The sequence below is a fragment of the Brachybacterium vulturis genome, assembly GCF_043641765.1.
In the GTDB taxonomy this organism is placed as follows: domain Bacteria; phylum Actinomycetota; class Actinomycetes; order Actinomycetales; family Dermabacteraceae; genus Brachybacterium; species Brachybacterium vulturis_A.
In genome coordinates, this window is the sequence record NZ_JBHZRO010000006.1 from 130,389 (window position 1) to 144,223 (window position 13,835).

Annotated in this window: 12 protein-coding genes and 1 tRNA gene; 7 read left to right on the forward strand and 6 right to left on the reverse strand. The window is 72.3% G+C overall.

From position 1 onward, the window contains the following. Positions 1–98 precede the first annotated feature (98 nt). Genes ACHUEU_RS06555 through ACHUEU_RS06565 form a run of 3 tightly spaced genes read right to left on the reverse strand, consistent with a single transcriptional unit; the run spans position 99 to position 4,094 of the window. Positions 99–1,127: a transglutaminase family protein gene (locus ACHUEU_RS06555; RefSeq protein ID WP_394215101.1), complete on the reverse strand. Its 1,029-nt coding sequence runs from the start codon at positions 1,125–1,127 to the stop codon at positions 99–101. Then, entirely contained in the window at positions 1,120–3,381 is a 2,262-nt protein-coding gene (locus ACHUEU_RS06560; protein WP_394215102.1) for a circularly permuted type 2 ATP-grasp protein, read from the reverse strand. The genes ACHUEU_RS06555 and ACHUEU_RS06560 overlap by 8 nt, the downstream gene beginning before the upstream one ends. Before the next feature lie 35 nt (positions 3,382–3,416). Further along, positions 3,417–4,094, reverse strand: a complete 678-nt coding sequence (locus tag ACHUEU_RS06565) for an AIM24 family protein (RefSeq protein ID WP_394215103.1) — start codon at positions 4,092–4,094, stop codon at positions 3,417–3,419. Positions 4,095–4,292: 198 nt separating this feature from the next. Between ACHUEU_RS06565 and ACHUEU_RS06570 the strand changes: the two genes are divergently transcribed. From ACHUEU_RS06570 to ACHUEU_RS06580, 3 genes are all read left to right on the forward strand, one after another. Beyond that, positions 4,293–6,155, forward strand: coding sequence for a serine/threonine-protein kinase (locus ACHUEU_RS06570; protein ID WP_394215104.1), 1,863 nt, complete (start codon positions 4,293–4,295; stop codon positions 6,153–6,155). Positions 6,156–6,274: 119 nt separating this feature from the next. Next, a complete protein-coding gene (locus ACHUEU_RS06575; RefSeq protein ID WP_394215105.1) occupies positions 6,275–7,078 on the forward strand; it encodes a DsbA family protein in 804 nt (267 codons plus the stop codon). A gap of 44 nt (positions 7,079–7,122) precedes the next feature. Beyond that, a tRNA-Thr gene (locus ACHUEU_RS06580) sits at positions 7,123–7,194 on the forward strand. Positions 7,195–7,301: 107 nt separating this feature from the next. Here ACHUEU_RS06580 and ACHUEU_RS06585 read toward each other — a convergent pair. After that, positions 7,302–8,426, reverse strand: a complete 1,125-nt coding sequence (locus tag ACHUEU_RS06585; RefSeq protein ID WP_394215106.1) for a variant leucine-rich repeat-containing protein — start codon at positions 8,424–8,426, stop codon at positions 7,302–7,304. Between the two features lie 228 nt (positions 8,427–8,654). Continuing rightward, a complete protein-coding gene (locus tag ACHUEU_RS06590; RefSeq protein ID WP_394215107.1) occupies positions 8,655–9,332 on the reverse strand; it encodes a uracil-DNA glycosylase in 678 nt (225 codons plus the stop codon). 75 nt (positions 9,333–9,407) lie between these two features. On the opposite strand from ACHUEU_RS06590, the gene ACHUEU_RS06595 reads away from it, so the two are divergent. From ACHUEU_RS06595 to ACHUEU_RS06610, 4 genes are all read left to right on the forward strand, one after another. Then, the gene (locus ACHUEU_RS06595) at positions 9,408–9,749 is read left to right on the forward strand and encodes a DUF3263 domain-containing protein (protein ID WP_394215108.1); all 342 of its coding nucleotides are present in this window, start codon (positions 9,408–9,410) and stop codon (positions 9,747–9,749) included. 61 nt (positions 9,750–9,810) lie between these two features. Beyond that, on the forward strand, positions 9,811–10,410 hold the full coding sequence (locus ACHUEU_RS06600) for a LytR C-terminal domain-containing protein (RefSeq protein ID WP_394215109.1): 600 nt from the start codon (positions 9,811–9,813) through the stop codon (positions 10,408–10,410). Between the two features lie 277 nt (positions 10,411–10,687). Then, positions 10,688–12,331, forward strand: coding sequence for a chaperonin GroEL (groL, locus tag ACHUEU_RS06605; RefSeq protein WP_394215110.1), 1,644 nt, complete (start codon positions 10,688–10,690; stop codon positions 12,329–12,331). A gap of 129 nt (positions 12,332–12,460) precedes the next feature. Then, entirely contained in the window at positions 12,461–12,922 is a 462-nt protein-coding gene (locus tag ACHUEU_RS06610) for an SRPBCC family protein (protein ID WP_394215111.1), read from the forward strand. Positions 12,923–12,992: 70 nt separating this feature from the next. Here ACHUEU_RS06610 and ACHUEU_RS06615 read toward each other — a convergent pair whose 3' ends face one another. Further along, a complete protein-coding gene (locus tag ACHUEU_RS06615; protein ID WP_394215113.1) occupies positions 12,993–13,823 on the reverse strand; it encodes a CPBP family glutamic-type intramembrane protease in 831 nt (276 codons plus the stop codon). Positions 13,824–13,835 lie beyond the last annotated feature (12 nt).

The following is a 13,835-nucleotide window of genomic DNA, read 5'->3' on the forward strand; positions in this document are numbered from 1 at the left end:
CCGGCCACTGTGAGCTGGCCGACGTGGGCGCGAGCGGCGAACCGCCGGGGCGGTGAGTGCGGGCAGAGCGATCCCGGCGGACGGGATCCGCGCCTCGCTCATCCCGGGCTGCTGCCGGCGGGCGGCTCGGGCACCACCCCGACGGAGACGTCCAGGGTGCTGGTCGCTCCCGGCGGGCCGACGACGATGCCCTTCAGCGGGGGCACATCCGCATAGTCCCGCCCCCAGGCGGTGGTCACGAAGCGCTGGTCCACGAAGGTGCGGTTGGTGGGGTCGATGTCCACCCAGCCGGTGCCCGGGACCAGCACGCTCAGCCAGGCGTGGGAGGCGGCCGAGCCGATCATCTCCCCGACCGGGGCGGTGCCCAGCGCGCCCTCGGCCGACGGGGCGGTGCGCAGGTAGCCGGAGACGTACCGGGCCGCGAGCCCGGCGGCACGCACCGCGGCGACGCCCACGTGCGAGAAGTCCTGGCAGACCCCGTGCCGGGCGGCGAGCACCTCCTCGAGGGTCGAGGAGACGGTGGTCGCGGCGGAGTCGTAGGTGAAGTCGGTGTGGATCAGGGCGGTGAGGTCGGCGAGGCATTCGCCGATCGCACGGCCCGGGGTGAAGACCTCCGCGGAGATCTCACGGGCCGCCGTGCCGGACGGGATCCGCGGCGAGGGGTGGACGAAGTCCAGGCTCGCCTCGGGCAGCAGCGAGCCCCAGTGCTCCGGCAGGCACTGCTCCCAGGGGCGGGAAATGGGCTCGAGCGGGTAGCGGCGCTCGGCGACCGTGACCCGGGCATGGGAGTGGACGTCGAGCTGCGTGTGGGGGGAGTCGACCAGCAGATAGGTCGAGGAGTTCCCGTAGAAGTCGGTGTGCGCCGTGAGCCGGGCCGGCGCGGGGTCGACCACCACTTCGTGCGAGAGCACCCGCTGGTGCGGCGTGGCCCGCGGTTCGATGTGCGCGCGTCCGTAGTTGCGCGAGACCGGTTTCGCGTAGTGGTAGGAGGTGAGGTGGTGGACGCGGTAGAGCATCGGCTCGCCCGCGGCCCCCTCCTCGTCCCGCAGCGGCAGCAGCGGGCGCCGGCGCGACCTGCGCGAGGGGACCGCCCCCGCGGCAGGTGCGTGGTCAGTGTGCTCAGACATCGTCGATCCCCCATCTCGAGGTGGACTCCGAGGGATGGAAGAAGCGGTTCTCGAGCGCGGTGGCCAGCTCCCGCAGGGTGTCCATCGCGGCGTCGACCTCTTCCAGGAGCGCGGTCGGTGCGCCGTCGGCCGCCTCTCCGCCCAGCGGGCGGAGCAGCTCCCGCGCCTCCCAGCCGCCCAGGCGCGAGCGCAGCGCGATCAGCGGGGCACGCAGTTCCGGGGAGGGGGCCACGTCCGGCAGCCGGTCCAGGGCGAGGCCCAGCCGCTCCAGCTGGAAGGCGATCGAGCGCGGCAGGGTGGTGTCGGTCAGCAGCAGCTCCAGCAGCAGCTCCGGCTGGATCGCGGCGTGATAGGCGCGCCGGTACGAGGCGCCGCTCTCCGTGACCAGCGCGACCGCACCGGCGATCCGGGCCTCGGCGGCGCGGGTGCGCCGGTGGCCGAGGACGGCGCGGAGCAGGGCCAGCAGACCCATGGTGCGTTCGATCTTGCGACCGGCCTCGGTGAGGTCCCAGCCCAGGTTGCGGGGCATCGAGTCGGCGACGGCGCCGGAGAGGGTCAGGCAGCCGTCGACGATGTCCGTCAGCCGCTGCTCGACGGGCTGGGTGTCCTGGCCGCCGAGGGCCCGCAGGCGCTGGTTCATCCGGGCGATCACCGGCCAGATGTCGTCCGAGATCAGATCTCGCAGGGTGCGGGTGGTGTGGGTGAGCGCGGCATAGGACTGCGCGAGCGTGCCGGGCCTGCCGCGGCTGGTCAGCAGGGACTCGATCTCCCCGCTCACCGCCTCGTGGGAGTCCAGGTCCAGCCCGCGGAAACCCGGATAGGTGGTGGTCACGTCGGTGACCGCGCCCAGCAGGACGGTCTGGGCGGTCCGGGCCCCGGGGCCGCGCTCCGTGTCGAGATCGTTGACGGTGTCCAGCACCGCGCGCAGCAGCCGGGCGGTGGAGTCCACCCGCTCGAGATAGCGGCCGAACCAGAACAGGTCCGAGCCGATCGAACGGGTCATCGCCGGGTAGGCGGTCAGCACGCCGCGAGCAGTGGTCGGTGCCGGGTCCGCGGCTCCCGGCTCCGGCTCGCCCTCGGCGGGGACGGCCGAGGTCTCGGGCACGGTCACCCACACGTCCTTGAGCGTCTCGGGCCCGTCATCGGCGGTGATGCCGACCCCGCCGGGCAGCACCTCGTAGCCGTCCTCGGTGCCCATCACCAGCAGACGGAGCACCAGCGGGCGCTCGATGAGCTCGTCCCCGCCGGCGGGATCCATGCTGAGCCAGCCGGCCTGCTCGAGGCCCGGCTCGGCCGGTCGCAGCAGCAGGTCCTCGTGGAACAGCTGCCGGCACAGGTCGGGCAGGGCGGCCCGCAGATCCGGGTTCTCCAGCAGCCCCGCGCCGAGCGGGTTGAAGATCTCCACGTCCCCGCAGCGGGCGGCCTCGACCAGGCCGGTCACGCCGCCCAGCGGGGTCGGCCCCAGGTCGAGGGGATCCAGCAGGCGGGAGGGCACCAGTCGCAGCAGCGCGTCGACCGCGTCCCCGGGGTCCGAGTCCAGTCCGGGCAGCCGCAGCGTCAGGGTGCCCGAGCCGGTGCGGAGGTCGCCGACGGAGACCAGCGGTGCCCCCAGCAGGTTCGCCAGCCAACTGTGGTCGAAGCCGCGCATCGGATCCTCGGAGTCCTCGGTGAGGACCACGGTGCGGCCGGCCCGTCCCTCGGAGCGAGTCCGCTGGTGCAGCGAGGTGCGGATGGTGTCGAAGAAGGGATGCAGCCGGCGCAGCGGCGTGGAGCGGTACAGCGAAGGCGCACAGCGGGAGAGCACCCGACGCAGCTCGAGGGTGGTGCCGGCGCCGTCGGGCACGTCCACCGCGTCCTCGAGCACCACCCAGGACCCGTCGGCCGTGCGGGCCACCGTGGTGGTCAGCGCGAACAGGGAGTGGCTGCCGCGGGACGGGATCCCGGTCGCGGTGCGGAGATAGGCGGGGTCCTGCAGCAGCTGCGCGACCGGGGCGATGTCCGCGCCGAGCACCGTGCGCGGACCGTAGAGGTCCGCGTGGAGCGTGTCGAGCAGACGCATGCGCTGGACGAGGCCGGCCGAGAGCTGCGACCAGTCCTCGGCGTCCAGGATCGCCGGGACGGGATCGACGACGGGTGCGGAGGTGGGGACGTCGGCGGCGAACATGCTCGCCGCTGAGGCCGCCGCCCGGTGTCGACCCCGGGGGCCGAGAGCGGCGAGCTCGTCGACCAGGGCCTGCGGAGGTGTGGAGGTCACTGGATCATGGTAGACACGCCGCAGCGGACGGGGGCTCAGGAAGCGGCGGTGACCGGGATTCCCTCGGAGGGCTGCACCACCACGAAGCCCGGACCGTGGAAGCCGAGCTGGAAGGATTCGCCGGAGCCGCGCCCGATCAGCGAGCTCATCTTGAAGTCGTTCTTGATCTGCGGCTGGAGGTTCGCCGACCAGCACACCGCCGCCTGCGGGTCCACGTAGGTGGGCTGCTGGGAGCAGTCCAGCAGCATCGGCGGGCCGTCGGAGGTCACCGCGACCATGCCCTGGCCCTGCAGGACCAGGTTGAACAGGCCGCCGGCCATGAATCCGGCCCCGCCGAGGGACTTGATGTCCCACTGGATGGTGCTGTCGAAGGCGAGCATGTTCCTGGTGTTCAAGGTGAGCGCCTCGCCCTCGAGCTGGATCAGGAAGATCTCGTTCGACTGGCGGGCGTAGAAGATCTCGCCCTGGCCGCGGGTGCGCATCATGTCGCCGCCCTCGCCGGTGGCCATCTTCTTCAGCAGCTTCATGCCGCCGCCGGAGCCCTGGTACGAGAAGTCCATCTGCCCCTGGTAGGCGACCATCGCACCGGAGGCGGAGACGATCTCGGGTGCCTGCGGGTCCAAGGAGCAGCGCAGCAGTTTGCTGGACTGCAGGGCCCACCGTTCGGTGGTCTGGCGCTCCTGGTTGGACGCATCGAAGAGGTTCGATCGCATGGCGGCTGTGCCTTCCGTCGCTCGTCGATGCCGCGCTGCGGGCCGGCGGCATCACGGCGCCCACCGCGCCGCGCGCTGATCGTCTCACGGCAGGTGGTGGCCGGGCGAGCCCCCCGAGAGGGTCCTCCACGTGCGGGCCCTGTGGGGGTGCGGTGAAGCAGCAGCGATCGGGCCCCTGCGCCTCGTAGCATGGCGGGCATGCCTCCGTCCCGCACGCCCCGCCGCGCAGCCCATGACCCCCGGCTGACCGCGCTCGCCCAGGAGTCGGGCTACGAGATCCTCGGGCAGATCGGCACGGGCGGCATGGGGATCGTCTACCGGGCGCACGACGCCGACGGCAACGACGTGGCGCTGAAGCTGCTGCGCCACGAGATCTCCGAGGACGTGCGCGCCCGCGAACGGCTGGCCCATGAGGTGAGGGCGCAGAAGCTGGTGCGCAGCGACAACATCGTGCGGATCCTCGACGCCGAGCTCGACTCCCCGGAGGCCTTCGTGGTCACCGAGTTCATCCCGGGGCCCACCCTCGAGGACGCGGTGCGCACCCACGGCGGTCTGCACCCCGAGGCGGTGCGTGAGATCGCACTGGTGCTGGGGGAGACCCTGCGGGCCATCCACAGCGCCGGCGTGATCCACCGCGACCTCAAGCCCGGCAACGTCATGCTGCGCGGCGCCACCGAGGCCGACCTCGCCGGCTTCGACCCCGAGGGCGACCGGCTGGATCCGGTGATCATCGATTTCGGGATCGCGATCGCCGCCGAGGAGTCGCGACTGACCTCGACCGGGCTGGTGATGGGCACGGCCGCCTACCTCGACCCCGAGGTGATCCGCACGGACCATTCCGGCGAGGCGGGGGACTGGTGGGCCTGGGCAGCGCTGCTGGCCTTCGCGGCCACCGGCCGGGAGCCCTATGGGAGCGGCCGCGCCGACCTGGTGTTCCTGCGGGCCGATCGCGGAGAGATCGACATCGACGGCGTCCCCACCGAGCTCGCCCAGTGGCTGCGCTCGGCGCTGCAGCCCGATCCCGCGCAGCGACCCGAGCCCGCGCAGCTGCTGGAGCGGCTGGCCGCGCTCGATCTGACCCGGTACGACGACCCTGGGGGCACGGAACTCCTCCGGGCCGGTGCGGCGGGCGCAGCCGGCGCCGGCGACGATGCGCAGGAGAGCGACGCGCAGCCCGCGGAGGGCGAGGAGCCGGGGACCGTCGCGCTGCCGGTCGCGGACGCTGAGCAGCCCGCTGAACAGCACACCGAGACGCTGCCGCGCGTCACCACGCCCGCGGAGCCGGTCACCGAGGCGCTTCCGGTCAGGGGAGCTCCCACCAGAGCGCTGCCCGTCGTCCCACCGTCCGCCGGCGCGGGATCGGTGCTCCCGGGCCAGCAGTCGATGGTCGCGCCCCCGCAGCCGGCCCCCGGACCCCCCGGTCCCCTCGGCGGTCAGCCGATGCTTCCCGGGGCCTGGCCGGAGCCGCCCCCGCGCCGGCCTCTGCTGGTATGGCTCGGGCACCTGCTCATCGTGTCCCTCGCCGCGGTCGCCCCCTACATGTCCCTCGCCGTGCTGCTGGTGCTGGGCGCGATGGCGCGGACGTGGGAGCGCTCGCACCGAAGCGTGAGCAGGCAGCGGATACGGGGTGCCGCCGGGACCGGTCCGCGCTGGCGGGCTGGTCTGGCCAGTCCCTTCCGGGCCGTGTTCGGGCTGGGGGAGATCGCGCTGCAGGCGCTGCTCCCGCTGATCCTCGGGGTGCTGGTGGGCATCGCCTTCGATGCGGGCTGGACCCTGCTGCGCGGGATCGCCCCGCCGGACGGGGCCGCCTTCGCCCTCGCGATGGCGATCACGCTGCTGATCACGTGGGTGGGTCTGGGCAGCCCCACCACCCGCAACGGAGCGCACCGGATGCTGGACGCCGCCGCACCGGACCGGCTCTGGAGCGCCGTGGTGCTGGGGCTCCTGCTCCTGCTGCTGGGCGCCGTGCTCACCACGGTGCTGGCCCGCGAGGGGATGGTCGACTACTTCCCCTTCCCCCGCGGTCCGCGGCTCGACGACATCGCGATCTGGAGAGGGTGAGCGCTCGAGCGCCCGGACTCTCGGAGTGCTCGATCACACGCTCTGCCGTTCAGGTGAGGGCCGTTAAACTCGTCCCCGACCCGTCACCCACCGCAGCCCTTCCGGGGCGAGGAGATCCCATGGCCGCGTCCGGTCCGTCCAAGTCAGCACAGGAGCGTCGCGAAGCGCAGCGGGAGGCGCTGCGCAAGCAGCGCCAGGCCGAGCTCTCTCGCCAGCGCACCGTGCGCACCGTCGTGATCGCCGTCATCACCGTGGTCGCGGTGGCGATCGTCGCCACCGCCGGGTACTTCGTGTACCAGGCGACGAGACCCGCGGGCCCGGTCGCGGTGCCAGAGGGCATGAGCGCGGACCAGCCGTATCTCGTGCTCGGGGCTCCCGCGGACTCCGGGAAGCCCGTGGTGGAGCTCCACCTGGACTTCATGTGCCCCTTCTGCGGGCAGTTCGAGGAGATCAACGGGGAGGATCTCGCGACGATGGTCGCGGAGGAGGAGATGACGCTGCACCTGGTGCCGCGCAACTTCCTGGATCCCCAGTCCACCACGGGCGACTACTCCACCCGTGCGGCCGCCGCCATGGTGTGCGTCTACGAGGACGACCCCGACAACGTCATGGCCTTCCAGGAGCTGATGTTCGCCAACCAGCCCGCCGAGGGCTCTGCCGGGCTCACGGACGAGGAGATCTGGGGATACGCGCAGGAGGCCGGCGCCTCCGAGGCGGTCCAGTCGTGCATGAGCGCGGGCACGTACGCGCCGTGGGTGCAGCGGGTGGCAGACCCCTACGGCGCCGAGAACGGCGGCGGCACCCCGTACATCGAGATCGACGGCACGCCCCTCGAGGCCGAGACCTGGAGCCAGCCCGGTGCGCTGCGGGAGGCCGTGCTGGCCGCCGGCGGTGCGGCACCGTCCGACGGCGGCGAAGGCTGACCTACACTTGCCGGGGCCGGCCGATCCGTCGGCCGGTCCCGCTCGCTGGAGTGGCGCAACGGTAGCGCACCTGTCTTGTAAACAGGTGGTTGCGGGTTCGATTCCCGTCTCCAGCTCGAAGAAACAGCCCCTCACCTGGGAGAACATCACTTCTGATGAGGTCCGGGGAGAGGCTGTTCCGCGGCGCAGCGGGAATTGACGACGATGGCGACGTCAGCCGGGGTCAGAACGTCTCGTACGTCGCCCGATTCACCATGAAGCCCTTGCCGGTGAGGGTGTTCCAGCAGGTCATGCCGTCGAAGCGGCTGGTGCAGGCCATGTTCCCAAAGCTCGCGCTGTCGCCGTACTCGAGGGTCGTGCCTTCCTCGCTGAGGAAGGACGAGCCGCAGGCGCGCGCGGGATCCCCCTCGGCGACCGTGATCGAGAACGGTCCGGCCTCGCAGCCCTCGACACCGCTGCCGCTGTAGTCGTGCTCCAGGACGGAGCAGGACACCGAGTCCTCCTCCAGCAGGCAGGAGATGTTCCCGGTGGGGGAGCGCAGCTCGGTCATCTCGCGCGCGTCCTCGGGGGCGGGGGAGACGGGGTCCGGGGTGGTCTCCTGCTCCGTGGGCTCCTCCGTCGGCTGTGCGGAGGGGGACTCCTCCTCCGCAGTGGTGGAGCTGTCCCGCTGGTACTCCTCGTCGTCGCCGGTGAGCCAGGCACGGCCCACCAGCGCCATGACGACCACCAGCACCAGCGCGAGCAGCAGGCAGCCGCCGCAGGCGTACCAGGCGCGGCGCCCGCTGCGGGAGCCGTCGTCCTGGTCCGGGGTGCCCTCCGTGGGCGGGACGCTCTCCGTGGGCGGGATGCCGACGCCGGGAGTGGCGGCGGGGGGATGCGCTCCCGGGGCGGGTGGGGCGTCATAGGTCCAGGCGGCGGCGGGCGCCCCGGACGGCGAGCCGAGCGGGACCACGGCGGAGTCCTCGGCGATCCGCACCGTGGAGGTCGGGGCCGGCTCCGGGATCTCCTGCGGGGCGGTGTCGGCCACGGAGGCGGCGGAACCGGTCCCGAGATCGCCCCAGACGGAGCCCTCGTCGTGCTCCTCGGCGCCGGGATCCCCGGCCTCGGGCGCCTCGGTGCCCAGCTCCTCGTCCGCTTCGGCGGCGGAGTGCTCCCCGTGGGCCTCGTCATGGGCGCGCCTGGCCCACGGGTTCGTCGCCAGGATCCATTGCCGCGCCACCTCGGGGCATGACGGGTTCAGCACGATCAGCCGATGGAGCTGAGGATGCTTCTCGGTGAGCGCGAGGAGGCGTTCGGGGCTGGTGCTCGGATCACCGGCCTCCTGGGCTGCTGAGCGGGGCTCTGCCACCGGGGTCTCCCTTCGTCAAGTGCCGCCGGCGGGGTTGCACCCCGTCGGCGCGTCGAACCGGGGCCTCGGGCCCGGGGCGACTGCAGACCCCCGAGAATGACACATCGGGTCCCCGAGCGGTGCGGTGGCGGCGGAGGCATCTCACGGAGCCCGTGCTGCGGTCGCACCGCAGGGTCCGCCCCGGAGCGCGCAGCCGGGAGCAGGCTCCTCCGTCGCGGCCGCCCGGGATCAGGCGGGCAGCCGCCAGTCGATCGGGGCCCCGCCCTGCTGCTCGAGCAGCGCGTTCGCGCCGGAGAACGGCCGGGAGCCGAAGAACCCGCGGGAGGCGGACAGCGGACTGGGATGGGGGCTCGCGAGGTGCGGGACCTCGCCCAGCAGCGGGATCAGCGATTGCGCGTCGCGGCCCCACAGGATCGCCACCAGAGGGCCGCCCCGCGAGACCAGCGCCCGCAGGGCGTGCTCGGTGAACTCCTCCCAGCCGCGCCGGCGGTGCGAGGCCGGCGCCCCGGGGGCGACCGTGAGCACCCGGTTCAGCAGCAGCACGCCCTGGTCCTGCCACGCGCTGAGGTCCCCGTGCGGGGGGCGAGGGAGACCGAGGTCGCTCTCGAGCTCGGTGAAGATGTTGCCGAGCGAGCGGGGGAGCGGGCGCACGTCGCGCTCCACCGCGAAGGAGAGCCCGATCGGATGGCCGGGGGTGGGATACGGGTCCTGGCCGACGATCAGCACCCGCACCTCGGAGAGCGGGCGGGAGAAGGCCCGCAGCACCTGCTCACGAGCGGGCAGGCAGCCCCGCCCGGCCGCAGCCTCCGCGCGGAGGAACTCCTCGATCCCGGCCAGGCGGTCCTCGACGGGGGCCAGGGCCCGGGCCCAGTCGGCGGCGAGCGTCTCGGTCGGCAGGTGCGGCATGCCGCCAGTCTCCCATCCGCGCCGAAGGGCGGCGCGCCGCGGACGGAGCGGCTCCGGGCCCCGTACCCTGGACACATGCCCCCCGGTCCTGACTCCTCCGCTGCCCGCGCCCCGCGCGAGCAGGCGCCGGCGGGAGCGGCCGAGGGCCCGGGCGTCGCCGCGCCGGACGACCTCAGCGAGCGTGACCGCCTGATCCTCGCCCTGGAGGGCCGCACCTTCCGCTATGTCGGGGCCAAGGAGCGGGCCATCCGCGAAGAGCTCGGCATCTCCAAGGTCGCCTACTTCGTGCGGCTGAACGCCCTGCTCGACGAGCCGGCCGCACTGCGCGCCGCCCCGTCCCTCGTGCACCGGCTGCGCGGTCGCCGCACCTCCGAATCGGGCGGGGCGACGGCCGGCGGGGACCACCGCGTGGCCTGAGCACCCGGTTCCTGGGCGTGTGCTCTCCACCCAGATCCTGCCGAGCAGGTTTAATGGGCCCGTGGCTGATTCCCAGTATCCGTACCCCCCGGACCGATTCGACGATGAGGCGGACGCCGTGTCCTTCCACGGCGCCCACCGCGCCGAGCTGCCCTTCTGGCGGGAGAACCTGCTGTACATCATCATCATCGGCGCCGCGGTGGTGCTGCTGGTGGTGCTCCTCTTCTTCATCGGGAGCATGGGGGGCACCGGCGACGATCGCGCCGATGACCCCACCACCGCTGCCGCCTCCGAGAGCGAGGCGGCCGAGACCTCCGCCGAGGAGGCCGAGGGCGAGCCCACGGAAGAGCCGGCCCCGGAGGCCGACAAGTCCACCCCGCTGCTCGTGGTCAACGCCGGCGGGCAGGGCGGTCTGGCCGGCACCTGGCGGGACACCCTCGAGGAGGACGGCTGGGACGATGTGAGCGTCGCCACGGCGGACAACTTCCAGGAGGAGCCGGTGGTCTTCTACCGCGACGAGGAGGATGCGGAGACCGCGCAGGCCCTCGCCGCGGAGGTCGGCGCCGGTGAGGCCCGCCAGAGCGACGAGTACAGCGCGCCGGTGACGTACCTGGCGGTCGAGCTGCCCGGTGAGGGCGACGAGGGCGGCGACGAGGGCTGAGCGCCTCGCGGCTGTCCGCCCGGAGCGCAGAGTTAGCACTCTCGGCCTTCGAGTGCTTATGATGATCTGGCACTCGGGCAACGAGAGTGACAGCGCCCTGCGCGCCGAGCTCACGCTCCCGATGGCATGATCGGCCGGCGGTCCGCCGCCGCGCCGACCACGAACATTCCGGCCCCGTGAGGGTGTCGTCACCGTGGGACATGAACACGGTGGTGGCGCTCGTCCGTCGCGGGCACAGGGTCGGGTGGACACCACACCACACGGGAGAGATTCCATCATGGCCAAGCTCATCTCTTACGACGAGGAGGCCCGGCGCGGCCTCGAGCGGGGAATGAACCAGCTCGCCGACGCCGTCAAGGTCACCCTCGGCCCCAAGGGCCGCAACGTCGTGCTCGAGAAGTCCTGGGGCGCCCCCACCATCACCAACGACGGCGTGTCGATCGCCAAGGAGATCGAACTCGACGATCCCTACGAGAAGATCGGCGCCGAGCTGGTGAAGGAGGTCGCCAAGAAGACCGACGACATCGCGGGCGACGGCACCACCACCGCCACCGTCCTCGCCCAGGCACTGGTCAAGGAGGGCCTGCGCAACGTCGCCGCCGGCGCCAACCCGATCGCGCTCAAGCGCGGCATCGACCAGGCCGTGGCCGCGGTCTCGGAGACCCTGCTCGCGCAGGCGCACCCGATCGAGACCAAGGAGCAGATCGCTGCCACCGCCGCCATCTCCGCGGCCGACCCGGCCATCGGCGAGCTCATCGCCGAGGCCCTGGACAAGGTCGGCAAGGAGGGCGTGATCACGGTCGAGGAGTCCAACACCATGGGCCTCGAGCTGGAGCTCACCGAGGGCATGCGGTTCGACAAGGGGTACATCTCGCCCTACTTCGTCACCGACGCCGACCGCCAGGAGACCGTGCTCGAGGATCCCTACATCCTCCTGCTGTCCTCCAAGGTCTCCTCCGTCAAGGACCTGCTGCCGCTGCTGGAGAAGGTCATCCAGGCCGGCAAGCCGCTGGCGATCATCGCCGAGGACGTCGAGGGCGAGGCCCTCGCGGTCCTCGTCGTCAACAAGCTCAAGGGCTCCTTCAAGTCCGTGGCCGTCAAGGCCCCCGGCTTCGGCGACCGCCGCAAGGCGATGCTCGAGGACATGGCGATCCTCACCGGCGGCCAGGTCATCTCCGAGGAGGTCGGCCTCAAGCTGGAGACCGCCGGTCTCGAGCTGCTGGGCCAGGCGCGCAAGATCGTCGTCACCAAGGACGAGACCACCCTGGTCGAGGGCTCCGGCGACGCCGAGCGCATCGCCGCTCGCGTGTCCCAGATCCGCACTGAGATCGAGAACTCCGACTCGGACTACGATCGCGAGAAGCTCCAGGAGCGCCTCGCGAAGCTGGCCGGCGGCGTGGCCGTCATCAAGGCCGGCGCCGCCACCGAGGTGGAGCTCAAGGAGCGCAAGCACCGCATCGAGGATGCCGTGCGCAACGCCAAGGCCGCCGTGGACGAGGGCGTCGTCGCCGGTGGCGGCGTCGCGCTGCTGCAGGCCGGTGCCGACACCTTCGGCAAGCTCGTCCTCGAGGGTGACGAGGCCACCGGTGTGAACATCGTCAAGGTCGCCGTCGAGGCCCCGCTCAAGCAGATCGCGGTCAACGCCGGTCTCGAGGGCGGCGTCGTGGCGGAGAAGGTCAAGGGCCTGCCCGTGGGTCAGGGCCTGAACGCCGCCACCGGCGGGTACGAGGACCTGGTCGCCGCCGGCATCATCGACCCGGTCAAGGTCACCCGCTCCGCGCTGCAGAACGCGGCGTCCATCGCGGGCCTGTTCCTCACCACCGAGGCCGTCGTGGCCGACAAGCCGGAGCCCGCTCCGGCCGGCGGTGGCGACGACATGGGCGGCATGGGCGGAATGGGTGGCATGGGCGGCATGATGTGATCCAGCCCCACGGCTGACTCCTGCCGCTCGCACCCGAGCGCTCGACGGGCCCCGATCCTCCTCCCGAGGGTCGGGGCCCGTCGCTGTGCCGGGCCCGGATGCCCCGGCCGGGCAGGGCACCATGGGGACATGACCTATGAGATCCAGGAGACGATCAGCGTCCCGGCCGCCCCGCAGCAGGTGCACGCGCTGCTCAGCGACGTCACCCGCACGGGCGAATGGAGCCAGCAGTGTGAACGCTGCGAATGGGAGGGTGCGCAGCGAGGCGTGGGGGCGCGCTTCACGGGCTACAACCGGACCACGGAACGGGAGTGGCAGACCACCTCCGAGGTCATCGCCGATATCCCGGGCGAGCACTTCGCCTGGTCCGTGGGCCCCGGCCGTGTCGAATGGGGGTACCGGATGCGACCGGCCGCGGGGGGCGGGACCGAGCTCACGCAGTACTCCCGCACCCTGCCGGCCCTCGAGGAGTACTTCGCCGAACGCTTCGGGGACCGGGCCGGGGCCGAGATCGCCCGACGCCGGGACGCCGCACGCACCGGGGTCCCGGCCACGCTCGAGGCGATCCGAGCCGTGCTCGCCGATCGCTGAGGGCGAGCCGAACGGGTGCTCACACAGGGGTCGAGGGGTGCACCGACCATGCATCGTCCGGGACGACGGTTCAGACCAGGAAGATCGGGATCATCCCGGGATTGTGCGCATGGACGATGGCGAGGAAGACGACCACGTCGAAGAGCAGATGCACGACCAGGACGTACAGCAGGGAGCCGGTCCGCGTGAACAGCCAGCCCTGCAGCAGCGCGAACGGGACGGTGAGCAGCGGCCCCCACTCCTGGTAGCCGAGCTCCCACAGGAACGACACGAAGGTGATCGCCTGCAGGATGTTCGCCGGCCAGAGCCCGAGGTGGCGCCGCAGGAGCGCGAAGCAGGTGCAGATGAAGAACAGCTCGTCCCAGGTGCCCACGAAGTTCACGCCCACCAGGAAGCGCCCCAGCTCTCCGGCGTCGGTGATGTGGGGCCAGTTCTGGTACGCGCCCGAGGTGATGAAGTAGAACGGCAGCAGCAGCCAGCCCAGCAGCGGGACGGCGATGATGTACCCCCACTGCCAGCGGTTCCATCTCCGTCCGGAGAGCCAGGGGAAACGGATCGCGCGCCGTCGCAGGACCAGCCGGTCCACCAGCAGCGGCACGGCGACGGCGAGCAGCAGCACGGTGCCGATCGTGAAGAACCGATCCCAGTGCACATCCGCCTTCACCGAGGTGGTGGAGACGATCGCGATCCCGAGCCCGATGAGCAGCAGGTCCTTGGCGAGCTCGCGGGAGATGAGCAGCGCGCCGAGCAGGCTGAGGGCGAGGAGCCCATGGCCCCAGCCCGCCAGCTGCAGCCCGAACAGCGCGAAGGCGGAAGCCGAGACCCCCGCGGCCGGCAGCAGACCGATCCGCGGGGTGGCCGGCAGGGGAGCAGGTTCCGGGGCAGGAGGCGGCGTCGCCATGGCCCCAGCATG

Excerpts from the sequence above, each read along its gene's own strand:
- ACHUEU_RS06555 (WP_394215101.1), bottom strand. The coding sequence starts at position 1,127 with ATGTCTGAGCACACTGACCACGCACCTGCCGCGGGGGCGGTCCCCTCG.
- ACHUEU_RS06565 (WP_394215103.1), bottom strand. The coding sequence starts at position 4,094 with ATGCGATCGAACCTCTTCGATGCGTCCAACCAGGAGCGCCAGACCACC.
- ACHUEU_RS06570 (WP_394215104.1), top strand. The coding sequence starts at position 4,293 with ATGCCTCCGTCCCGCACGCCCCGCCGCGCAGCCCATGACCCCCGGCTG.
- ACHUEU_RS06575 (WP_394215105.1), top strand. The coding sequence starts at position 6,275 with ATGGCCGCGTCCGGTCCGTCCAAGTCAGCACAGGAGCGTCGCGAAGCG.
- ACHUEU_RS06590 (WP_394215107.1), bottom strand. The coding sequence starts at position 9,332 with ATGCCGCACCTGCCGACCGAGACGCTCGCCGCCGACTGGGCCCGGGCC.
- ACHUEU_RS06595 (WP_394215108.1), top strand. The coding sequence starts at position 9,408 with ATGCCCCCCGGTCCTGACTCCTCCGCTGCCCGCGCCCCGCGCGAGCAG.
- groL (WP_394215110.1), top strand. The coding sequence starts at position 10,688 with ATGGCCAAGCTCATCTCTTACGACGAGGAGGCCCGGCGCGGCCTCGAG.
- ACHUEU_RS06610 (WP_394215111.1), top strand. The coding sequence starts at position 12,461 with ATGACCTATGAGATCCAGGAGACGATCAGCGTCCCGGCCGCCCCGCAG.
- ACHUEU_RS06615 (WP_394215113.1), bottom strand. The coding sequence starts at position 13,823 with ATGGCGACGCCGCCTCCTGCCCCGGAACCTGCTCCCCTGCCGGCCACC.